General features: G+C 65.4%; 14 protein-coding genes. 11 read left to right on the forward strand and 3 right to left on the reverse strand.

Features of this window, described 5'->3' with window-relative positions; translation table 11 throughout:
* The first annotated feature begins 38 nt into the window (after positions 1–38).
* A complete protein-coding gene (locus CFE35_RS10580) occupies positions 39–2423 on the forward strand; it encodes a glycoside hydrolase family 3 protein (RefSeq protein WP_292930563.1) in 2385 nt (794 codons plus the stop codon).
* 6 nt (positions 2424–2429) lie between these two features.
* Here the strand turns inward: CFE35_RS10580 and CFE35_RS10585 are convergent, their stop codons facing one another.
* The 3 genes from CFE35_RS10585 to CFE35_RS10595 form a co-directional block, all read right to left on the reverse strand.
* Positions 2430–4007 carry a tetratricopeptide repeat-containing sulfotransferase family protein gene (locus CFE35_RS10585; protein ID WP_292930564.1) on the reverse strand — a complete coding sequence of 526 codons (1578 nt, stop codon included), beginning with the start codon at positions 4005–4007 and terminating at the stop codon, positions 2430–2432.
* Positions 4004–4888, reverse strand: coding sequence for a sterol desaturase family protein (locus CFE35_RS10590; RefSeq protein ID WP_292930565.1), 885 nt, complete (start codon positions 4886–4888; stop codon positions 4004–4006). The genes CFE35_RS10585 and CFE35_RS10590 overlap by 4 nt, the downstream gene beginning before the upstream one ends.
* A gap of 131 nt (positions 4889–5019) precedes the next feature.
* Positions 5020–7395, reverse strand: a complete 2376-nt coding sequence (locus tag CFE35_RS10595) for a TonB-dependent receptor (RefSeq protein ID WP_292930651.1) — start codon at positions 7393–7395, stop codon at positions 5020–5022.
* 787 nt (positions 7396–8182) lie between these two features.
* Between CFE35_RS10595 and CFE35_RS10600 the strand changes: the two genes are divergently transcribed.
* The 10 genes from CFE35_RS10600 to CFE35_RS10645 all read left to right on the forward strand — a co-directional run bounded on the left by CFE35_RS10600 (position 8183) and on the right by CFE35_RS10645 (position 22666).
* The gene (locus tag CFE35_RS10600; protein ID WP_292930652.1) at positions 8183–9229 is read left to right on the forward strand and encodes a putative urea ABC transporter substrate-binding protein; all 1047 of its coding nucleotides are present in this window, start codon (positions 8183–8185) and stop codon (positions 9227–9229) included.
* A gap of 4 nt (positions 9230–9233) precedes the next feature.
* Complete coding sequence (locus CFE35_RS10605) at positions 9234–10049, forward strand: ABC transporter permease (protein WP_292930566.1); 816 nt, start codon at positions 9234–9236, stop codon at positions 10047–10049.
* Positions 10046–10819 (forward strand): ABC transporter ATP-binding protein, encoded by a 774-nt coding sequence (locus tag CFE35_RS10610; RefSeq protein WP_292930567.1) that lies wholly within the window; start codon positions 10046–10048, stop codon positions 10817–10819. Before CFE35_RS10605 ends, CFE35_RS10610 begins: the two co-directional genes overlap by 4 nt.
* Before the next feature lie 11 nt (positions 10820–10830).
* Positions 10831–11304 (forward strand): CopG family ribbon-helix-helix protein, encoded by a 474-nt coding sequence (locus CFE35_RS10615; protein ID WP_292930568.1) that lies wholly within the window; start codon positions 10831–10833, stop codon positions 11302–11304.
* Positions 11301–12128: an urea amidolyase associated protein UAAP1 gene (locus CFE35_RS10620; protein WP_292930569.1), complete on the forward strand. Its 828-nt coding sequence runs from the start codon at positions 11301–11303 to the stop codon at positions 12126–12128. Before CFE35_RS10615 ends, CFE35_RS10620 begins: the two co-directional genes overlap by 4 nt.
* A gap of 12 nt (positions 12129–12140) precedes the next feature.
* Entirely contained in the window at positions 12141–12779 is a 639-nt protein-coding gene (locus CFE35_RS10625; RefSeq protein ID WP_292930570.1) for an urea amidolyase associated protein UAAP2, read from the forward strand.
* A 148-nt stretch (positions 12780–12927) separates the two neighbouring features.
* Entirely contained in the window at positions 12928–16524 is a 3597-nt protein-coding gene (gene uca, locus CFE35_RS10630) for an urea carboxylase (RefSeq protein WP_292930653.1), read from the forward strand.
* Positions 16521–18275 carry an allophanate hydrolase gene (gene atzF, locus CFE35_RS10635; RefSeq protein WP_292930571.1) on the forward strand — a complete coding sequence of 585 codons (1755 nt, stop codon included), beginning with the start codon at positions 16521–16523 and terminating at the stop codon, positions 18273–18275. Before uca ends, atzF begins: the two co-directional genes overlap by 4 nt.
* 13 nt (positions 18276–18288) lie before the next feature.
* Complete coding sequence (locus CFE35_RS10640; protein WP_292930572.1) at positions 18289–19203, forward strand: YncE family protein; 915 nt, start codon at positions 18289–18291, stop codon at positions 19201–19203.
* Positions 19204–19339: 136 nt separating this feature from the next.
* Entirely contained in the window at positions 19340–22666 is a 3327-nt protein-coding gene (locus CFE35_RS10645; RefSeq protein ID WP_292930573.1) for a glycosyl hydrolase, read from the forward strand.
* Positions 22667–22669 lie beyond the last annotated feature (3 nt).

Consider the following 22669-nt stretch of genomic DNA (forward strand, 5'->3'; position numbering starts at 1 on the left):
ATGAGAACGTTCACAGAAATACACGGGGAAGAGTGACGATGATGGTTCGGCGCACGCTTTTGGCAGCCATGTTGCTGGCTTCGGGCAGTGTTCTCGCGGCCCAGGATCAGCCCTCCAGCACCGCCCACTCCGCGCTCTGGCCTGCGGCGAAGAGCCCCGCCGCCATCTCCAGCCCCGCCACCGAGCGCCGCATCCGGCGCATGATTGCGAACATGACGCTGGAGCAGAAGATCGGCCAGATGATTCAGGCCGATATCAGCGCGATTACGCCCGAAGATCTGGCGAAGTATCCCCTCGGCTCGATCCTCGCGGGCGGCAACTCCGGCCCTTATGGCGATGAACGCGCCGATGCCGCGAAGTGGTCGAAGCTCGTGCACGAATTCCGCGCCGCCTCGGCCAAGGCAGGGGCCGGCATTCCGATGCTGTTCGGCGTCGATGCCGTCCACGGCCATTCCAACTTGCCCGGCGCCACGATCTTCCCGCACAATATCGGCCTTGGCGCGGCGCACGATCCTGCGCTCATCCAGCGCATCGGCGAAGTGACCGCCATCGAAGTCTCCGCCAGCGGGATCGACTGGACATTCGCTCCCACCCTCGCCGTGCCGCAGGATCTGCGCTGGGGCCGCAGCTATGAAGGCTACGCTGCCGATCCCGCGCTGATTGCCAGCTATGCCAAGGCAATGACTGTGGGCCTGCAAGGCCCGCTGGTGCCCGGTAAGCCGCTGGCGGCAAACCGCGTCGCCGCCACCGCCAAGCACTATCTGGCCGATGGCGGCACCGATGGCGGCAAGGATCAGGGCGATGCGCTGATTTCGGAACGCGAACTCGTCGCCCGCCACGCGCAAGGCTATCCCGCCTCGATTAATGCCGGTGCATTGACCGTGATGGCCAGCTTCTCCAGCTGGAACGGCGCCAAGAACCACGGCAACAAGAGCCTGCTGACCGATGTGCTCAAGGGCCGCATGGGCTTTGAAGGCCTCGTCGTCGGCGATTGGAACGGCCACGGCCAGATCCCCGGCTGCACCGTCACCGATTGCGCGGCCACCTTCAACGCCGGGCTCGATCTCGCCATGGCGCCCAACAGCTGGAAAGGCCTGTTCGAAAGCACCGTGCGCGAGGCCAAGGCGGGCACGATCCCGATGGCGCGGATCGACGATGCCGTGGCGCGCATCCTGCGCGTGAAGGCCAAGCTGGGCCTGCTGGGCGCAAACCCGGTCGACCGCGGCAATCCGTCCGTGGTCGGTGCGGACGCGCACCTTGCCGTCGCGCGTGAAGCGGCGGCCAAGTCGCTCGTCCTCCTCAAGAACAACGGCGGCGTTCTGCCGCTGCGCCCCGGTGCCAAAGTGCTGATCACTGGCCCCGGCGCGGATAGCATGGCCATGCAGGCGGGCGGCTGGACGATCACCTGGCAGGGCACCGACACCACCGCCGCCGATTACCCCAGGGGCCAGACCATCGGCCGCGCCATCGCCGCTGCGGTCAAGGACGCAGGCGGCAGCGCCGCGCTTTCTGCCGACGCCACGTTCGCAGACCGTCCAGACGTGGCCGTCGTCGTCTATGGCGAACAGCCCTACGCCGAATTTCAGGGCGACATGCCCAACATCGCCTTCCGCGCACAAGCGGGGGAGAAGGACATGCTGGCGAAGCTGAAGGCGCAGGGGATCAAGGTCGTCTCGGTGTTCCTTTCGGGCCGCCCGCTGTTCACCGGTGCCGAACTCAACCTTTCCGATGCCTTTGTCGCGGCCTGGTTGCCCGGCACGCAGGGACAAGGCGTGGCCGACGTGCTGGTGGCCGGCAAAGACGGCAAACCGGCGCGCGGCTTCACTGGCAAGCTCCCCTTCCCTTGGCCGGCAGACGCGGTCTCCCCGATCAAGGAGCCGCTGTTCCCCGCGGGCTATGGCCTTGCCTATGGCATGAAAGCCAGTGCCTCGCGCTTCAATGAAGACCCCAAGGTCGAACTTGCTCCGCTCGCCAGCGACGGCGTCTATGTCACGCTCGGCAAGGTTCCCTCGCCCTGGCACATCAGCCTCGATCCCGGCATCACCGCCCGCGCGGTGGATCTCGGCGCGCAGGAAGATGCGCAGCAGTTTGCCTGGAGCGAGACGGGCGGCGTTGGTCTTGATGGTCCGTCGGTCGATCTCATGCGCCAGCTTGACGAGGAATTTGCACTCAAGCTCGATGGCCGCCTCGATGCCGCATCCGGCCCGATCGAGATCGGCATGGCAGGCGCCTCGCTCAAGGTTCAGCCCGCGCCGGGGCCCTTCACGCTGCGCATTCCGCTGCGCTGCTTCCATGAAGCGGGCGCGAACTTCAAGGCGGTAAGCTCGCCGCTGCGCATTGCGGGTGGCAAGGGCCTCGTCCTCACGCTGCGCTCCGCCGCTATCGAAGGCGTCGGCCAGACCATTCCCTGCCCGGCAAAGTAAGCCCGGCTAAATGGCGATACCTTCCGCGGCGAAATAGGCGATCACCGGGGCCAGCGCGTCCCGGTGCCGCTCCCACCGCGCGACCGATGTCGTGTACATCGGACGCCGCACTTGCGCGGCGCTGGGCGTGGAAACCGGTGCGGCGTTGCGGTGGAAATCGAGGCAGGCGGCGTCCCATGCCAGCCCGCAATGCGCCAGCAGCGCCCGCGTCTGCGCTTCCTGATCGGCGACCAGCGCTTCATAGCGCAGTTCCAGAATCCGCCCCGGCAGCGCTGCGCGCCACAGCGCCATCAACCGATCGAACCGCACGTAGTACCGCGCGATATCCATCAGATCGTAGCTGTAGTCGTAATAGCGCGAGGAGATCGCGAAGAGATTGCGGAAGTTCGCGAGCACCGTATCGAGCGGATGGCGGCGCAGGCACACGATCCGCGCCTGCGGCAGCGCCCTTGCGATGAACGCGGCATACTGGAAATTGCCCGGAAACTTGTCGCTAAACCGCCCGTCCTCACGCGCCCCGGCATGGCTGCGCGCCCGCGCCAGATAGTCGCGGCCCACTGCGCCAAGGTCCGCGCTGGCTGCCGCCGCTTCCACTGTCTCGGCATCGAGCACCGTGCGGCTCTGTGTGCCTGCCGCGCGCTTCACCGCCAGCGGCATCGCCTGCAATTCACCCGCGCTCCACACATCGGGATGCGATGACAGGATGCGGTCGACCAGCGTGGTGCCCGTGCGCGGCATCCCGATTACGAAAATCGGCGCATCCTGCGGTGCACCGCGCACCGGCAGCGCCATGACTTGCGGCACAGTCCGCTCGATCGCATCGAAGTTCGCCGCGTCCCGTGCGAACGTATAAGGCAGGCGTGCGCGGTGCCCGGCATTGGCCGCCGCAAGCTGCGCGAAAGCCTCCTGCTCGCGCCCGATATCCTCCAGTTCCTTGGCCAGCGCATAGCCCAAGAGCAGCCGCGCATCACCCGCAGGAGCGCGCGCGAGCGCCGCTTCGAGCGCTGCGACATGGTTGCGCTCCGCCGTAACCTTGCGCAGCCCCGCCAGCAGATGGTGCCCGCGCGCGTGATCCGGGTCGAGCGCCAGCAAGGCGTCCGCCGCCGCCGCCGCGCCCGCCACATCGCCAATGAAGTTGAGCGCCGCCGCCAGATTGTATCGGAAGCTGGCGTTGCCCGGCGCGAGCCGCACGGCCTCGCGGAAATGCGGCACCGATGCGGCGTGCTCGCCCAGCCGCGCATAGACGCAGCCCATCGTGTCGCGCCCCAGCGCATCCTCCGGCAGCGCCGCTTCGGCCGCCGACAGCGTTTCCGCCGCCGCGCCATCCTGCCGCAGCATCACCTGAAACCGCGCCAGTTGCGCCCTGTACTCGCCGCGCGGTTCCAGCGCGATGGCGCGGGTGATATCGGCCACACCTGCGCTCACGCGCCCAGTTTCCGCGCGCGCCATGCCGAGCAGGAAGCGCGCTTCGGCATCATCCGGAAACGCCCCGACAACCCCCGCCGCAAGGCTTTCCGCCGCCGCCAGATCCCCGCGCCCCAGCGCGCGGCGGACCGCTGCGATCCGGGCAGGTTCGGCCTTCAACCTGCTGCGTTCGGCGAATTGTCCTTGCGCCGTTCGAAGAGCGGCTTGAACGGAAACACGAACTGCTCCCAGATCGTCAGCCGCCGCCGGTCATCCTGCCCCACCAGAATGCCCTCGCCTTCCTTGTAGGTGCCGAACATGCGGTCGATCAGGATCAGTGAATTGCCATAATTGCAGCGCGTGTTCTCATAGCCCACCGAGTGGTGAAAACTGTGCTGGCGGATGGTGGTGAAGATATAGCTGTAGAACAGCGGCGGATCGCTGCGCACATTCGCATGGGCGAACGTCGCCACCGCATTGGTCACCCCGAACGCGCAGAGATAGGCCGCCGGGGACACATCGAACAGCGCCACGACGCCAAGGCTGATGAGGAACAGTTCGATCGGATTGCCGACCGCGCCCTTCATCGCATTCAATTGCGTGATGTGGTGGTGCGGCGCATGGGTCAGCCAGAACGGCTCCCAGTTATGCATCAGCCGGTGCATCCAGTACTGGCCGAATTCCCAGAGGAACACGATCAGCGCCACTTGCGCGAGGAACGGCATCTCCGCCGCCCACGGCGTCGCGATGCCCCAGGATTCCTTCAGTGCGCGCAGCGGCGCTTCGGACAGGAGATAGGCCATGCGCCCGATCACGGTGTTGATCAGCACGAAGTAGAACAAGTCAGTGAAGAACTCCTCGCGGTTGATCCGCCAGTCCTTGTGCCGTTCGAATACCAGTTCAAGCCCGAGCACCAACGCGGTGACCACGCTGTTGACCACCAATGAAGTCCACGGGTTGGCCGTGATCGCAGCAGGAGCCAGCATCCAGAACGCCACGACTGCAGCAACAGTCGCGGGGGGAATGCAATCAACCGCCAGCTTTTTCAGCCCTGAACTCATGGCCTCGCTTCTCCTTGCCAGTCTTGTGCCTTATTTCCGTCCTGCCTGCTGTTTTCGTTGCAGTGCAGCTTCGCGCAAACGGGGGCGAGGATCAACCCCGCCCCCTTTTGTGCGTCAGACATGCCGGATGGTCAGTATTTCACCCGGAATTCCAGCCCGACCGTGCGCGGCGCAATGACCGTGCGGCGGAAGTAGCGCAGCCGCACCCCGTCGTTCTGGCCGATACGCGAACGGTCGTTGGAAACCGCCGTCACCGCGTACTTGTCGAAGATGTTGTTCGCGAACAGACCGATCGTGAACTGGTCGTTCTGCCACGCGAGCGAAGCGCGATGCAGCACGAAGCCCGGCAGCTTGTCGCCATAGGCACGGTCCCAGCCAAGGCGCGTCACCACATCGCCACGATAGGTTGCGGTCCAGTCGCCGATCAGATCGCCGCCAAACACAGGCAGCGTATAGTTCACACCAAGGCTGCCGCTGTTCTTGGTCGATCCCGGCAGCCGGTCTCCCTTCAGCGCATCGAGCTGGATCGGTGAGCTGGGATAGAGACCTGCAGGGCTGTTGACCGAAATGATCTTGGCGACGTCTTCGGTCAGCTGTGCGTTGGTGTAGGAATACGTCCCCTGGATCGCCAGCCGATCAATCGGCCGCAACTGGAACGAAGCTTCAAAGCCCTCGGACTTGGCCTTGCCGCCATTCACGGTGATGCCGACAATGCCGTTGACCGTTGCGGACGCCACCTGAATGCCATCCCATTTGATCGAGAAAGCATTGAGGTTCATCGTCAGCTTGCGATCAAACAGTTCCGCGCGCAGGCCGATTTCGAGGTTCTTGGTCGAATCCGGCCCGAACTGGAGTTCGTTGGGCAGGCCGCACACGTTCTGGAATGGCGGCGGCTTGAGCGGGAGGATGCAGGGCGCAACCGTGTTGGGGCCGCCGATGCGATAGCCCTTGCTGTAGGTCGCATAGACCATGAGGCCCGGCGTGAACTTGTAGGAGGTGTTGAACTTCCACACCGAGCCGCTCTTGCCCGACGAACCACCCGCCGCCTTCGCGTCATAGGGGCTGAGCGGATCGCCAAGCAGCGGCACCACGGCGCGGCCCGATACGCGCGAATCGTAGCGGAAATAGCGTCCACCGGCGGTCACCTGCCATTCCGGCGTGATGGTGAACGTGCCTTCGCCGAACACCGCCTTCTCGCTCACCTTCGAGGTGACGTAGGAGACGTATTCAAGCTCCTCGGGGTTGGTGGCGAGATCGACCCAGGGATGGCCCGGGATCTTCTCGTGGTAGTCGTTCTGGAGCTTCTGTTCGTTGAAGAAGCCGCCGACCACCCAGCTGAACGGCCCGCCATGCGTTGAAACGAGGCGAATTTCCTGGTTCCACTGCGCGCGGGAGTTCACCGATTCATTGAAGCTCGTGAAGGCCGGGAACGTCTCGTAGTCATAGTCGAGATCGAGCAGCAGATCGGTGTTGTCGCCCGTGCGCTTGTTCTTGACCTTGGTGTAAGCGGTCGTGGCGACAAGGTCGAACACTTCGCCGACATGGGCGTTGATTTCCATGCTGGCGAGATGGGCGAACCGGTCGACCGGCTCGGCATAGCGCGCCGCGCTTTCATAGAGGCCGGTGCCGAACACGCGGTTGGAATTGTACTGGCCGCCATCGGTCTTGGTGCGCTGGTAGGCATACGTAAACACCACCGAGAGATCGTCAGTGATCTGCGCCAGCAGCTGGTTGCGCGTGCTGAAGGTCTTCTCGAAGTTGAGGTCCTTCTGCCGGAACAGGTTGGCATCATAGCTCGCCTGCGAGATCGTGTTCGGACCATCGGGCTGCGGCAGCGAAACGCCCGGCGTCTTCACCAGCAGCGGATAGTCGATGAAGCCGGGGTCATAATAATACCCGGTGGCCGAACGGAACGCGAGCCGGTCCTTGATCAGCGGGATGTTGATCATCCCGTCGAGCTGATAGCCGACCTTCGAGGCCTCCTTGCGGCCATAGACGCGGCCATGCCATTCCGCCTCGACCTTGTCCGTATTCGGGCGATTGGGAATGTTGCGGATCGCGCCCGCCAGCGTGCCGAGGCCATACAGCGTGCCCTGCGGCCCCATCAGTGTCTCGACGCGCGCGATATCGAGCATCTTGAAGTCGTAGTAGAGCGGCACTTCGCCAAGATAGAGACCGAGCGCATTGTCATAGGACGAACCGCCCGCGTCGGTATCCGAAGCGTTCAGGCCGCGCAGCACGATCGTGCCGGTGTTGCCCGGGCCGGTATCGGCAATCGTCACACCCGGGGTGAAATCGGCGATGTCGCGCACGTCATCGATGCGCTGGCGTTCAAGCTGCTCGGCGCCCACGGCGGAAATGTTGATCGGCACGTCCTGCAGCGAAGTCGCGCGGCGCGTCGCGGTCACAACGATGGCGCTGTTGTCCTCGATGGCCGCAGCCTGCGGCGCATCCCCTGCGGCAGCAGGCAATTCCTGCGCAAAAGCGGGAATGGCTGTGCTGCCCATGAGGATCGTCGCACACACCAATGTCGTTCTATAGGATTTCTTGGTCACTATGGCCCCCGCGTTCTATGCGTGTCAGCCTTTTCGCAGCACCCCGTCCCTGTTCACCCGCATTGCGCGGGTGTTTTGCCGATCCGTTGGAGATCCGGCAGTCAACTTCTGCACCAGATCAGCGCCTCCCTCATGAGACAGCTGAAAAGTGCTTTGATGGGATGAGAAAAGCGGAAAATTGACCCTATCCACTCACCATCCGGAAATCGAAAACTGGCTGACTTCGGGAACAATCTCGCAGAAAACCAGATTTATGTCCTCACGATTAGTACCGTGAAGATTATCTTCACCAGAAACACGCAGTCTCTAGAGCATGATTTCGAAACACTTGTCGCGAATACTGTACGCCTCACGACATTTCCGTTACGCTATCGATATTACATAATAGGTCAAGCGTAATAATTTGGCGCAATCCTGGTATTATCAGCACATCGCTGCACTGCGGAAAACACGCGATTTTTTGTGAGCAACCGCCGCATATCCTGCCTATTCCAGCACACTGAAGACCATCAATGCCTGCGCTGAATCGGCGGATTCTGGCCACACTGACGCCTGATTCGCCCGTCCTCCCCGCACCCATTGAGGGGTGGTATTACGTTTTTTATCGAACGTAACATTTTTCCATGGACAAGCGATCCGCTTCTCGCAATGCTGCACTGCGAAAGGAGACAGACTCGTGTTCACCCTCCCCAGGCCATCGCGCCACCGGGCAAAAACCGGCTCTCTCCTGATCGTGGCCATGGCAGCAACGCTCGCACTCTCGGGCTGTTCAGGCGGCGGCGGCAGTAGTGTAGCTGAAAAGAAGACCGAATTCAGCATCGGCTGGTCGATCTATGCTGGCTGGATGCCGTGGCCCTATGCGCAAGCGTCCGGTATCGTGAAGAAGTGGGAAGACAAGTACCACGTCAAGATCAAGGTCGTTCAGGTCAACGACTACGTCGAATCGATAAACCAGTACACAGCTGGGAAGCTGGACGGCGTCACGCTTGCGAACATGGACGCGCTGACGATCCCGGCAGCGGGCGGCAAGGACACGACCGCGGTCATCCTTGGCGATTATTCCAACGGCAACGACGGCGTCCTGCTCAAGGGCGCCGCGAACCTCTCCGCGATCAAGGGCCGTTCAATCAATCTCGTCGAGCTGTCCGTCTCGCACTATCTCCTCGCCCGCGCGCTGGAAAAGGGCGGCATGGCGATGACCGACGTGAAGACGGTCAACACCGCCGACGCCGATATCGTCGGCGCTTTCGCCAGCGCGGATGTGACCGCCGCCGTCGCGTGGAACCCGCAGCTTTCGGTGATGCGCGCGCAGGCCGGGACTACGCAGGTGTTCTCCTCCGCCGACATTCCGGGCGAGATCCTCGATCTCCTCGTCGTCGATACGGCCACGCTCAAGGCCAATCCCGATCTCGGCAAGGCGCTCGCAGGCATCTGGTACGACACGGTGCAGCTGATGATGCGGCAGGACGACCAAGGAAAGGCCGCCCGCGCCGCGATGGCCAAGCTCGCCGGGTCTTCGCCAGAAACATTCGACAGCCAGCTCAAGACCACCTTCCTCTACAACGATCCCAAGGCTGCCGTCGCCGCCGCGCAGTCTCCCGCGCTCGTCGCGACGATGACCCGCGTGCGCGATTTCAGCTTCTCCAAGGGCCTGTTCAAGGGCGCTGCTTCGGCCGACGCGGTCGGCATCGCCTTCCCCGGCGGCAAGACGCTGGGCGATGCAGCCCATGTCACCCTGCGCTTCGACGACAGCTACATGAAGCTCGCGGCAGACGGGAAGATCTGAGCCCATGCGCTGGATCAATTGGCACCTTTCCAGGCGCGACCGGCTTATTGCGGGGGGTGCACCGATCATCGCCCTGCTGATCGGCTATGTGGTGATCGCCGCGCAGCGCCACGCCGCCAATCCTTCGGACAAGATCTTCCCGCTGCCTTCGGGCATGGCCAAGGCGCTAGGCGATCTGCTCACCACGCCCGATCCGCTGACCGGACAGCTAGTGTTCTGGGCCGATACCATCGCCAGCCTCCAGCGGCTCGGCCTTGGCCTTGGCATCGCGACGCTGTTTGCGCTGGTCCTTGGCCTGCTGCTCGGCGCGCTGCCGCCGGTGCGGGCCGCGCTCAGCCCGCTGGTCACCGGCATCGCTGTCATCCCGCCGATTGCGCTGCTGCCGATCCTGTTCATCGCGCTGGGCCTTGGTGAGACGTCCAAAGTCGTGCTCATCGCCATCGGCGTCGCGCCCGTGATGATCCGCGACATTGCCGCGCACGTAATGAGCCTGCCGCGCGAACAGATCATCAAGGCCGAGACGCTAGGCGCCAATTCGTGGCAGATCATCGCCCGCGTGGCGCTGCCGCAGGCGATGCCGCGCCTTCTGCAGGCGATCCGCCTCGCGCTCGGACCCGCGTGGGTGTTCCTCATCTCCGCCGAAGCCGTCGCCTCCGATATCGGCCTTGGCTACCGCATCTTCCTAGTCCGCCGCTATCTCGCGATGGATGTGATCATCCCCTACGTCGCGTGGATCGCGCTGCTCGCCATCCTGATGGACGTGACGCTCGCCGCGATCAGCCGCCGCGCGTTTCCCTGGGCGCACGGAGCAGGCCGATGAACGCGCTCCTCTCGCTCAAGAACGTCTGGGTCGAATACGGCGACAAGGTCGTGCTCGAAAAGGTCAACCTCGACGTTCCCGAAGGCGCGTTCCTCTCGATCATCGGCCCATCCGGCGCGGGCAAGTCCAGCCTGCTGCGCCTCATCCTCGGGCAGGAAGCGCCGACACGCGGCCAGGTGCTGCTCGATGGCCAGCCGCTCAAGGCCGAATGCGGCCCCGATCGCGGCGTGGTGTTCCAGCGCTACTCGGTGTTCCCGCATATGACCGTGCTCGGCAACGTCACCTTCGGCCTCGAATGCCCCGCCGCGCCCTTCGCCGCGCGCCTGTTCGGCAGCGCCCGCCGGAAGGCCGAAGCCGAAGCGACCCAGATGCTCGAAGCCGTCGGCCTTGCCGATAGCCTGCACCTTTACCCGGCACAGATGTCGGGCGGCATGCAGCAGCGCCTCGCCATCGCGCAGGCGCTGATCAAGCGGCCGCGCATCCTGCTGCTCGATGAACCCTTCGGCGCGCTCGATCCCGGCATCCGGGCTGATATGCACGGTCTGATCACCCGGCTGTGGCGCGATTATGGCCTCACCATCGTGATGGTCACGCACGACATCAAGGAAGCCTTCACGCTCGGCACCCGGGTCCTCGCGCTCGACAAGCGCCGCCATGATCCCCACGCGCCGCACCGCTACGGCGCGACCGCGGTCTACGACCTGCCCTTGCGCGGGCCGCCCGTGCCTGCCCCCACACCCGAAACCCAACCTGTCGCGGCCTCGCATTGAGAGGAATGGCAATGACACCCGAAACCCCCGGCCTCGCCCGGCTCAGCATGAGCCTCCCCGCCGAACTGTTCCGCAAGCTCGACATGATGGTGATGGAGCGCCAGCTCCCTTCGCGCTCGCAGCTCATGGCCGAGCTGATCCGCCACGCCCTCGCCGCGCACGAGGCGTTCACCCGGCCCGACGAGATGCTCGCGGGCACGATCACGCTGGTCTATAAAGGCGAGCGCGGCCGCGTGCGGCACCAGCTGGCGCAGACGCAGGCGCACTATCTCAAGGAAGTGATCTCCTCGCAGCACGTCTTCCTTGAAGATGACCAGTCGCTTGAAGTGCTGCTGGTGCAAGGCCCTGCCGCCCGCCTCAAGGATCTGTCGGATGCGCTGCGCCGGGTGCGCGGGGTCCAGCAGCTCGAACTCGTCACCACCACCGCGCTCCTTCCGCAGCTCTATGAGCCGGAAGGCGATGCGCCGCAGGGAGCCGCCGCATGACTTCTGCTCTCGCTAACCCGAACGCCGCCCGCGATCATGCGCGCGCACAGGGCGGCACCGTCGTCGAGGCGATGCCGATCCTCCCGCCCGCCGCGCCTGATCTGCCCGAAGGTGTCCCCGCGTCCGACTTGCTCTGGGAAGAGACCCTCGCCCCCGGCGGCTATGCCACCCGCCGCCTGCCGCGCGGCAGCCGCCTGCGCCTGATCGACACGAAGGGCGATGCCTGCGCCAGCTTGCAGATCTTCAACGCCGAAATGCCGACCGAGCGCTACAGCTTTGCCGACACGGTGAAGATCCAGTGGAACGCCTATCTGGCCAAGGGCAAATTCCTGCTTTCGGACATGGGCCGCGTGCTGATGAGCCTGGTGGAAGACACCACCGGCGGCACGCACGATACCTTCTCCGGCACCTCCAACGCCCATACCAATGCTGCAAAATATGGCGACGGGCGCAACAGCGGGCAGTTCCCCAACGGCCGCGACCGCTTCCTGCTCGGCGCGGCCAAGCACGGCCTTCAGCGCCGCGATATCCATGCCGCCGTCACTCTGTTCAAGGGCGCGCGGATAGCCGATGATGGCACGATCGAACCGCAGATCGGCCCGTTCGCGCCGGGCCGCGAAGTCGTCCTGCGCGCGGAGATGGACGTCATCGTGGTGATCGCCAACGTCCCCCACGTGCTCGATCCGCGCCCTGAATACACCGTCACGCCGTTGCGCGCGACGGCGTGGCGCGGGCGAGTTGCCGCCGAAGACGATCCCATCCGCACCGCGACGCCAGAGGGCCTGCGCGCCTTCCTCAACGTCGAAGACTATTACCGCCGGTAAGGAGGCAGCCCCATGCAGAACCGCGATCCGCATTTCGACGGCCTCCCCGACGATATCGTCCACGACGAAGTCGTTCCCGCCCGCGCGCCCTGGATCCATCACATCAAGCAGGGCCAGACGCTGCGCATAGTCGATCTTGAAGGCAATCAGGCGGTCGATTTCCTGCTCTACAGCGAAGCTGACGACTGCGAGCGGTACAGCGCGCAGGATACCGTCGCAGCGCAGGGCAACCTCTTCCTGCGCACCGGCACCGTGCTGCGCTCCAACGAGGGCCGCCCGATGATGACCATCGCGGCGACCACGGTCGAATACCACGATACCATCGGCGGTGCTTGCAGCTGCGAAAGCAACACGCTGCGCTATGGCCACCACACCAAGGTCCAGCACGCCTGCGTCGAAAACTTCCTTGAGGCCAACCTCACCGAAGGGCGCGGCAAGCGCGATATCGTGGCGAACATCAACTTCTTCATGAACGTGCCGGTGGAAGCAGATGGCGCGCTCGGCATCGTCGACGGCATTTCCGCGCCCGGCCTCACGGTCGATCTCAAGGCCGAGATGGATGTGATCGTCGTCGTCTCCAACTGCCCGCAGATCAACAACCCCTGCAACGGCTTCAACCCGACGCCCGTGCGCATGATCATCGCGGTATGAGCCGAGGCGCGCGCTCAACCTCCACTTCACTTCCCCTCCCCCGCTCGGGGGAGGCCGGGTGGGGGCGCGCAGCGCTTACCGGACAGGCCGAACCCCCTCCCCCACCCCCTCCCCACCGGGGAGGGGAGCAATGAGTGGTCCCTCAACGATGCCTTTTGACACCGTCCTCATTGCCAACCGGGGCGCCATTGCCACCCGGATCATCCGCACCTTGCGCCGCATGGGTCTGCGCTCGGTCGCGGTCTATTCTGAGGCCGATGCCGGCTCGCTCCATGTCTCGGAGGCAGACGAAGCCATCTGCATCGGCGGCGCGCGGCCATCGGAAAGCTACCTCAACATCGAGGCGATCCTCACCGCCGCCAAGGCGACCGGTGCGGGCGCGATCCACCCCGGCTATGGCTTTCTGGCCGAGAACACCGATTTTGCCGAGGCCTGCGCGGCTGCCGGGATCGTGTTCATTGGCCCAACGCCCGATAACATTCGCCAGTTCGGCCTCAAGCACAGCGCCCGCGCGCTGGCCAAGGCCCACGGCGTGCCGCTCGCCCCCGGCTCCGATCTGTTGACCAGCGAAAAGGACGCCCTCACCGCCGCCAACGAAATCGGCTTCCCGGTGATGCTCAAGGCCACCGCTGGTGGCGGCGGCATCGGCATGCGCGTGTGCGAAACGCAGGCCGATGTGAAGGAGGGCTTCGCCACCGTCGCCCGCCTCGGCCAGAGCAATTTCGGCGATGCGGGCGTGTTCCTTGAACGCTACGTGCGCCGCGCCCGCCATGTCGAGGTGCAGATCTTCGGCGATGGCGAGGGGCGCGTCATAGCCTTGGGCGAACGCGATTGCTCGCTCCAGCGCCGCAACCAGAAGGTGGTGGAAGAAGCCCCCGCCCCGCTCCTGCCCGAACACATCCGGCAAGAGCTTTACGCCGCCGCGATCCGGCTGGGTGAGGCCGCGCGCTATCGCTCCGCCGGTACGGTCGAATTCCTCTACGATGCCGAGCGGCAGCAATTCTACTTCCTCGAAATGAACACCCGCCTGCAGGTCGAACACGGCGTGACCGAGATGGTCATGGGCCTCGATCTCGTGGAATGGATGGTGCGCGGCGGCGCGGGCGATTTCAGCTTCCTCGATGCCGCGCCGACAGTGCCCAACGGCCATTCGGTGCAAGTCCGCCTCTATGCCGAAGACCCGGCGCTCGATTACCGCCCCACTTCCGGCACACTGACGGCGGTGGAATTTCCCGCCGACATTCGCACCGAAACCTGGGTGATGGGCGGCAGCGAAGTCAGCGCATGGTACGATCCCATGCTCGCTAAGCTGATCGTCCACGCGCCCACCCGCGATCTGGCCGTCACCGCGATGCAAGCCGCGCTCGGGCAAACGCGCATCGACGGCATCGAGACCAACTTGCGCTGGCTGCGCGATGTTGTCCGCACGCCCGCCTTCACCAGCGGCGAAGTTTCCACCCGCGTCCTCGATGCGATTGCCTATGCCCCGCGCAGCGTTCGCGTGATCAGCGGCGGAACCGCCACCACGGTGCAGGACTGGCCGGGCCGCCAGCGCCTCTGGGCGGTCGGCGTGCCGCCTTCAGGCCCGATGGACGACCAGTCGTTCCGCCTCGGCAACCGCCTGCTCGGCAATGCGGAAGGCACGGCAGGCCTTGAACTCACCCATTCCGGCCCGACCCTTGCCTTCACGGCGCCTGCAAAGATCGCGCTGACCGGCGCAGACTTCAGCGCGACTCTCGATGGTGTTCCCGTCCCGCGCGGGCAGGCGATCACCGTCGCCGCAGGCCAGACACTCGCCATGGGGCGCACCTCGGGCGGCGGGATGCGCGGCTATCTGCTCTTCGCGGGCGGGCTCGATATCGCGCCCTACCTCGGTAGCCGCGCCACGTTTGAACTCGGCCAGTTCGGCGGCCACGCCGCGCGCCGCCTTGTCGCGGGGGATGTGCTGCACTTCGGCGATGAACCTGCCGAAGCGCCGCTTGCCGCCACCGCCATTCCGCCGCTTGGGCAGGAATGGACCCTGCGCGTCCTCTACGGCCCGCACGGCGCGCCCGATTTCTTCACCCCTGACGATATCGCGATGATCGTCGCAGCCGAATGGCAGGTGCACTACAATTCGAACCGCACCGGCGTGCGCCTGATCGGCCCCAAGCCGCACTGGGCGCGCAAGGACGGCGGCGAGGCGGGGCTGCACCCCTCGAACATCCACGACAACCCTTATGCCATCGGCGCGGTCGATTTCACCGGGGACATGCCGATCATCCTCGGCCCGGACGGCCCCTCGCTCGGCGGGTTCGTGTGCCCGTTCGTGGTGATCGCGGCGGATCGCTGGAAATTGGGCCAGCTCGTCCCCGGTGATCGCCTGCGCTTCGCCCCGGTCACCATCGCCGATGCCGCCGCTGCCGATGCCGACCAGCAACGCCTGCTCACCCAAGGTACGCTGCCTGGCCCCGTGCCGGATCGCCCCATTGCGCACCTCTCCCCGATCCTCGCCGAAACCCCCGCGGCAGGAGGCCGCCCGCGCACGATCTACCGCCAGCAGGGCGACCGCAACATCCTCGTCGAATACGGCCAGATCGTGCTCGACATCGAACTGCGCATCCGTGTCCACGCGCTCATGGTCGAGCTTGAGCGTCAGGCCCTGCCCGGCGTAATCGATATCGTGCCCGGCATTCGCTCGCTGCAATTGCACTTTGATGGCAAGGCGCTCAATCAGGCCAGCGCGCTTGCCGCGCTGATCGCCGCCGAAGAACGCCTTGGCGATCTGGCGGACTTCACCATCCCCAGCCGCATCGTCCACCTCCCCCTCTCGTGGCGCGATCCCGCCACGCTGGAGACGATCGAGAAGTACATCGCCGCCGTGCGCGACGATGCACCGTGGTGCCCGGACAACATCGAATTCATCCGGCGCATCAATGGCCTGCCCGATGTGGCGGCGGTCGAGAACCTGATCTTCGAGGCCAACTACCTCGTCATGGGCCTCGGCGACGTCTACCTCGGCGCGCCGGTCGCGACGCCGGTCGATCCGCGCCACCGCCTCGTGACGACGAAGTACAACCCCGCGCGCACCTGGACCCCGCCCAATGTCGTCGGCATCGGCGGCGCGTACATGTGCATCTACGGGATGGAAGGCCCGGGCGGCTACCAGCTGTTCGGCCGCACCGTGCAGGTGTGGAACACCTACAAGCAGACCGACGCCTTCACCGACGGCAAGCCGTGGCTCCTGCGCTTCTTCGACCAGATCCGCTTCTATCCCGTCAGCGCCGAAGAGCTGGTGGAGTGGCGGCGCGAATTCCCCGCCGGACGCCGCGCGCTCAGGATCGAGCCCAGCGAGTTCCGCCTTGCCGATTACCGCCAGTTCCTTGCGGACAACGCAGACGCCATCGCCACCTTCGAAGCGAACCGCCAGTCCGCCTTCGACGCCGAACGCGCCGATTGGCAGGCGCGCGGCGAATTTGACCGCGTGACCGATCTGGCCGAAACTGACGCGCCCGCGATGGGTGCAACGCAAGTCCCTGATGGCACAGACCTCATCGAAGCCCCCTTCGGCGGCAGCGTGTGGAAGCTGCTCGTCGCCGCCGGAGACGCGGTGCAGGCGGGCGATACCATTGCGGTGATCGAGGCGATGAAGATGGAATGCCCGGTCGAAAGCCCCGGCACCGGCACGATCGAGGCGCTCTACATCAAGGAGAAGCAGTCGCTCCAGCCCGGCTCCCCGATGCTTGCCCTGAGGCGCACGGTATGAACGCCGCCCAGATCGCCGCCGCAGTCCAATCCGGCGAAACAACCGCCGTCGCGCAAATCGAAGCAGCCCTCGCCCGCATCGCCGCCTATGATCGGGTTCAGCCGCAAGTCTGGATCAGCCGCGCGAATGCCGACCAAGCCCTCGCCGCCGCCCGCGCCGTCGATGCGCGCATCGCTGCGGGCGAACATCTGCCGCTGGCGGGCGTGCCCTATGCCGCCAAGGACAACATCGACGTCGAGGGCTTCGAAACCACCGCCGCCTGCCCCGCCTTTGCCTATACGCCCGAAGCCTCTGCCACCGTCACCCAGCGCCTTGCCGCTGCGGGCGCGATCTGCATGGGCAAGACCAACCTCGATCAGTTCGCCACCGGCCTTGTGGGGTCACGCAGCCCCTATGGCATTCCGCGCAACGCCTTCAACCGCGCCTATGTCAGTGGCGGTTCGAGCTCGGGTTCGGCCATCGCGGTCGCCGCCGGGCTCGTGCCGATTGCGCTCGGCACCGATACCGCCGGCTCGGGCCGCGTGCCCGCCGCTTTCAACCAGCTGATCGGGTTCAAGCCCACCAAAGGCCGCTGGAGCACGCACGGCGTCGTTCCCGCCTGCCGCTCGATCGATTGCGTCACCGTCTTTGCACAAACCACCGCCGAAGCCGCGCTTGTCGATAGCGTGCTCACCCGGTTCGATCCCGCCGATCCGTGGTCCAAGCCGCTGGCAGACCGTGCCCTTGCGCCTGCCCGCATCGGTGTGCCCTATCGCCGCCAGCGCCAGTGGTTCGGCGATGCGGAATCGGAATACTTCTACGACCGCGCGCTGGATCACCTCGCCAGCTTTGCCGAGATCGTCGAAATCGACATCGCCCCACTGCAGGAAGCCGCCCAGCTGCTCTATGGCGGCCCCTGGGTCGCCGAACGCACCGCCGCGATAGCGCATATTCTGAAAACCACCCCCGATGCTGTCGATCCCACGGTCCGCGCCGTGGTCGAAGCCGGGTGGGACAAGACCGCCGTCGAGACCTTCGAGGGCATCTACCGCCTCGCCGAGCTGAAGCGCCACGCCGATCTGCTGTGGGGCGAAATCGACGCGATGGCCTTCCCCACCACCGGCACGACCTATCGCGTGGCCGAACTCGCCGCCGCGCCCATCGCGCTCAACAGCAATCTTGGTGCCTACACCAATTTCGTGAACCTGCTCGACATGGCCGCGCTCGCGGTTCCGGCGGGCACGCGCCACAACCGCACCGGCTTCGGCATCACCCTGATCGGTCCCGCCGATACCGACCGCGCGCTGCTCAACCTCGCCGACGCCTATCTGGCCAAGGCCGATCTCGCCCCGCCGCCCCCGCTCGATCTGGAGTCCGTCATGCAGACCGTCAAACTCGCCGTCGTCGGCGCGCACCTCAAGGACATGCCGCTCCACTGGCAGCTCACCTCGCGCGAGGCGCAGTTCGTGGAAGCCACCCACACCGCACCCACGTACAAGCTCTACGCCATGGCCGACAGCGTGCCGCCAAAGCCCGCGCTGATCCACAGCGCCGATGGCGGCGGTTCAATCGCGGTCGAAGTCTATGAACTCGGCGTGGCCGAATTCGGCAGCTTCACCGTGGAAGTCCCCGCCCCGCTCGCCATTGGCACGGTGACGCTGGCCGATGGCACCAGCGTCAAGGGTTTCGTCGCCGAACCCCGCGCAATCGCGGGCGCGGAAGACATCACCCACCTCGGCGGCTGGCGCGCCTATATCGCGCAGAAGAGCTGAAGGAGCATACCCGATGCAAACCCTCAAGACCCTGCTGCTTGCAGCAATCCTCCTGCCCGTAGCGGCCCATGCTGAGGCCCAGCCCAAGCCGCACGTTCAGGTCGTCCCCGGTTTCGCGGATTTTCTCGCCATCGATGGCGAAACCGTCTGGGCTACCAACAAGGGCCGCGTCGAGCAGTGGTCGGTGAAGGGCAAGCAGGCCGAGGCCCCGATGGGCCGTCCCTGCGGCGGCATGAGCATCGATTTCGGCGCGCTCTGGGTCGCCGATTGCCCCGAGAATGCGGTCAAGCGCATCGACATCAAGACCGGCAAGCTCCTCGCCGTCATCTCCAGCGGCATCGCCAACCAGATGGAAGGCGAACTCAACACCGTGACGGGCGCGGGATCGGTATGGATCGGGTCTGACGCCAGCGGCAAGGTCGCGCGCATCGATCCGGGCACCAACAAGGTCGCCGCCACCATCGCGGTCGCCCCCGGCACCTGGTATCTCAGCTACGGCCTCGGCGCGCTCTGGGCGGTCAGCGCCAAGGAACAGCTCCTCCAGCGCATTGATCCCGCCACCAATAGCGTCACCGGCACCGCGCCGCTCGGCAAGCTGCCCGGCTTCCTCGTCGCGGGCGAAGGCGCGGTCTGGGTGCAGGAGCAGGGCGATGGTACCGTCGCCAGGATCGATCCCGCCACGATGGCCGTCACCGCGCGCATCAAGGTGGGTGACAACCTCAAGTGGGGCGATATCGATACCGGCACGGGCAAAGTCTGGCTGCGCACCACCGACGATCAGGAATACGTGATGATCGACGCCCAGACGAACGCCATCCTCAGCCGCATCGGCAAACCCGTCGGCAGCGGTGCGCTGCGCTGGACCCCCAAGGGCGTGTGGACGTCCGCCCACGATGTGCACACGCTGACATGGTGGCCCGGAAAGTAAGGCTTCACCAGCACACCAAGCAATCCGCCACCGGCAAGCGCCCCTTGCCGTGATTTCGCTTGCACTCTTTGCGCGTTTTTGATCAAACCAATCACAAATGATCATAACGAACGATTTTCCGCGCGGGAGACGAGCAATGCACAAGGCCCCCATCCGGCTCCTCGGAGCGCTTCTCCTTGCAGGCAGCGCGCTCGCCCCGCTGCATGCCCAGCAAGCCTCTGACCCGCTGGCCGAAGCCTTCCGCGATCCCCCCGCCTCCGCCCGCCCGCGCGTTTGGTGGCACTGGATGAACGGCAACGTCACCGAAGAAGGCATCCGGCTCGATCTCGAATGGATGAAGCGCATCGGCATCGGCGGTGTGCAGACGTTCGACGCGCAGCTGCAAACGCCGCAAGTGGTCGAAAAGCGCCTCGTCTACATGACGCCGGAATGGAAGCACGCCTTCCGCACCGCCGCGCAAGCCGCCGACAAGCTCGACCTAGAACTCGCCATTGCCGCCTCGCCGGGCTGGAGCGAGAGCGGCGGACCTTGGGTGAAGCCCGAAGACGGCATGAAGAAGCTCGTCTGGTCCGAAACGCGCGTCACCGGAGGCAAGCGCTTCAAGGGCAAGCTCGCCCCGCCGCCCTCGGTCACCGGACCGTTTCAGGACCTCGGCATGCAGCCCGAGATCGGCGTTGCACAGCCCAAGACCGACCTGCCGCAGCTCTACCGCGATACTTACGTCTTCGCCGTCCCCGAAACCGCGGCCCCGCTCGCGCCGGTCTATACCGCCGCGTCAGGTCCGATCGAGGCCGGACGGCTCACCGATGGCAGGCAGGCAACCTTCATCGAAGTGCCGGCCGATCCCGCTGCGCCGCCGGGCTGGGTCCGCGCCGATTTCGCCGTGCCGCAAGTCATCCGCTCGGCCACGCTCGCAACCCCGCCGGTCTCGCTGTTCAGCGCTGCAAGGTTTGCCCCCGTTCTCGAAGCGAGCGACGATGGCACCAGTTTCCGCGAAGTCGCCCGCTTCCCTACCGGCACTTCAGCACAGTACACGATCACTTTCCCCGCCGTGACCGCCAAGGCGCTGCGGGTGCGCTTCCTGCCCGACCCGACGGGCTTTGGCCTGCCGACCCAGCCCGCGCCGGGCGTCGAGTTTCCCGTATTCCCCGGCTTCATGAGCGGCGCTGCGCCGCATGTGACCGTGTCGGAACTGTCGTTCTCCGCCACTGCGCGCACGCACCGCGTCGAGGAAAAGGCCGGGTTCGCCACCACGCTCGATTATGGCGCGATCCCCACACCCGATGCACCCGCCGTTCCGGAAGCGGCGGTGATCGACCTCACCAGCCGCATGAAGCCCGATGGCTCGCTGGACTGGACGCCGCCCAAGGGCAGCTGGCGCGTGCTGCGCATGGGCTACAGCCTCACCGGCACCGAAAACCACCCCGCACCGCCCGAAGCGACCGGCCTTGAAGTCGACAAGTTCGATGCCGATGCGGTGCGCCGCTACGTCAACACCTACCTCGACACCTATATCGATGCCGCAGGGCCGGACATGATCGGCACGCGCGGCGTGCGCGCCCTGCTGAACGACAGCATCGAAGTCGGCGCGAGCAACTGGACGCCCGCACTGGTCAGCGAATTCAAGGCGCGGCGCGGCTATGATCCGGTGCCGTGGCTCCCCGCGCTCACCGGCGCGATACTCGGCAGTCCGGCGCGCACCGACGCGTTCCTGCATGATTACCGCCAGACCCTCGCCGATCTGATGGCCGATGCGCACTACAAGACCATCGCCGAGGAAGCCCACAAGCGCGGCCTGATCCACTATTCCGAAGCGCTGGAAGACAAGCGACCCTCGCTCGGTGACGACATGGCGATGCGGCGCAACGCCGATGTGCCGATGGCCGCGATGTGGTCCTACGATACGGCCAACGGACAGCCCCAGCCCAGCTATCAGGGCGATATGCGCGGCGCGGCATCGGTGGCGCACGTCTATGGCCAGAACCTCGTCGCCGCGGAATCGCTCACCGCGGCGCTCCAGCCGTGGGCCTTCGCCCCGCGCGATCTCAAGCCGATGATCGACATGGAGTTTGCCCTCGGCGTCAATCGCCCGGTGATCCACACGTCGGTCCACCAGCCGCTGACGGACAAGGCCCCCGGCTTCTCGCTCTTCATCTTCGGCCAGTATTTCAACCGCCTCGAAACCTGGGCCGATCAGGCGAAGCCTTGGGTCGATTACATGGCCCGCAGCAGCTTTATGCTCCAGCAGGGCCGCAATGTGGCAGATGTGGCGTATTTCTATGGCGAGGAAGCCCCCCTCACCGCGCTCTTCGCCAAGGCCGTGCCGGGCGATCTGCCCACCGCCAATGCCTTCGATTTCGTCAATCCGGATGTGGTGCTGAACCAACTTTCGAACGACGGCGCGGACCTCGTCGCCAAGAGCGGCGCGCGCTACAAGGCGCTGTACCTCGGCGGAAGTTCGGCGCGGATGAGCCTTGCGGTGCTGAAGCGGATCGACGCGCTGGTGCGCGCTGGCGCAACGCTGATTGGGGAGAAGCCCACCGGGTCGCCCGCCCTGCAGGACGATGCCGCAGAGTTCGCTCGCGTCGCCGACGCACTGTGGAGCGGCAACACCAGCGCGGGCCGCGTCCTTGCCAGCCACGATCCCGATATCGCCCTCATGGCGCTCGGCATCTCGCCAGACATGTTCTACCTGAAGACCGCAGCAGATAGCGCTGTCCGGTTCGTTCACCGCAAAACGACGGATGCAGATATCTACTTCATCACCAACAGCAAGAATCGCGTAGAGGCTACTACACTCACCTTCAATGTTATCGGCAAGGCGGCAGAATGGTGGGATGCCACCTCGGGAAAGGCTTCACCAATCGGTTATTGGTCTGCCTTCGGCCACACCGAGATCATGATGACGCTGCAGCCTTGGCAGTCCGGCTTCGTCGTTTTTCGCAAGGATGGCCCCGCCAGCATGACGATCCCGGCTGCAGTCCGGACGCCCGTGAGCACGCTCAGCGGCCCTTGGACCGTCACGTTCCAGCCGCGCCGGGGCGCGCCTGAAAGCGCCGTCCTGCCGCAACTCGCCGACTGGTCAAAGAGTAGCGATCCGGGCCTACGCTATTTCTCAGGCACCGCCACTTATCGCCAGACCTTCAAGCTGCCCGCCAAGGCCGGCAAGCATCTAGTCCTCGATCTGGGCGAAGTGCGCGAAGTGGCTGAAGTGCTGGTCAACGGCAAGTCCGCCGGTATCCTCTGGAAACCGCCCTACCGCGCCGATCTCACTGGCCTGACCAAGCCCGGCACGAACACGCTGGAAGTGCGTATCACCAACTTGTGGGTCAACCGCCTGATCGGGGACGCCCAACCCGGTGCCAAGCCGATCACCTTCACCACGCTCAAAACCTACCGCGCCGACGCGCCCCTGCGGCCTTCGGGGCTGATGGGTCCGGTCACGCTGGAGGAGGAACGCTAAAAC

This window comes from Novosphingobium sp. PASSN1, assembly GCF_002278815.1.

Excerpts from the sequence above, each read along its gene's own strand:
- uca (WP_292930653.1), top strand. The coding sequence starts at position 12,928 with ATGCCTTTTGACACCGTCCTCATTGCCAACCGGGGCGCCATTGCCACC.
- CFE35_RS10625 (WP_292930570.1), top strand. The coding sequence starts at position 12,141 with ATGCAGAACCGCGATCCGCATTTCGACGGCCTCCCCGACGATATCGTC.
- CFE35_RS10605 (WP_292930566.1), top strand. The coding sequence starts at position 9,234 with ATGCGCTGGATCAATTGGCACCTTTCCAGGCGCGACCGGCTTATTGCG.
- atzF (WP_292930571.1), top strand. The coding sequence starts at position 16,521 with ATGAACGCCGCCCAGATCGCCGCCGCAGTCCAATCCGGCGAAACAACC.
- CFE35_RS10640 (WP_292930572.1), top strand. The coding sequence starts at position 18,289 with ATGCAAACCCTCAAGACCCTGCTGCTTGCAGCAATCCTCCTGCCCGTA.
- CFE35_RS10615 (WP_292930568.1), top strand. The coding sequence starts at position 10,831 with ATGACACCCGAAACCCCCGGCCTCGCCCGGCTCAGCATGAGCCTCCCC.
- CFE35_RS10610 (WP_292930567.1), top strand. The coding sequence starts at position 10,046 with ATGAACGCGCTCCTCTCGCTCAAGAACGTCTGGGTCGAATACGGCGAC.
- CFE35_RS10590 (WP_292930565.1), bottom strand. The coding sequence starts at position 4,888 with ATGAGTTCAGGGCTGAAAAAGCTGGCGGTTGATTGCATTCCCCCCGCG.
- CFE35_RS10620 (WP_292930569.1), top strand. The coding sequence starts at position 11,301 with ATGACTTCTGCTCTCGCTAACCCGAACGCCGCCCGCGATCATGCGCGC.
- CFE35_RS10595 (WP_292930651.1), bottom strand. The coding sequence starts at position 7,395 with ATGGGCAGCACAGCCATTCCCGCTTTTGCGCAGGAATTGCCTGCTGCC.
- CFE35_RS10580 (WP_292930563.1), top strand. The coding sequence starts at position 39 with ATGATGGTTCGGCGCACGCTTTTGGCAGCCATGTTGCTGGCTTCGGGC.
- CFE35_RS10645 (WP_292930573.1), top strand. The coding sequence starts at position 19,340 with ATGCACAAGGCCCCCATCCGGCTCCTCGGAGCGCTTCTCCTTGCAGGC.
- CFE35_RS10600 (WP_292930652.1), top strand. The coding sequence starts at position 8,183 with ATGGCAGCAACGCTCGCACTCTCGGGCTGTTCAGGCGGCGGCGGCAGT.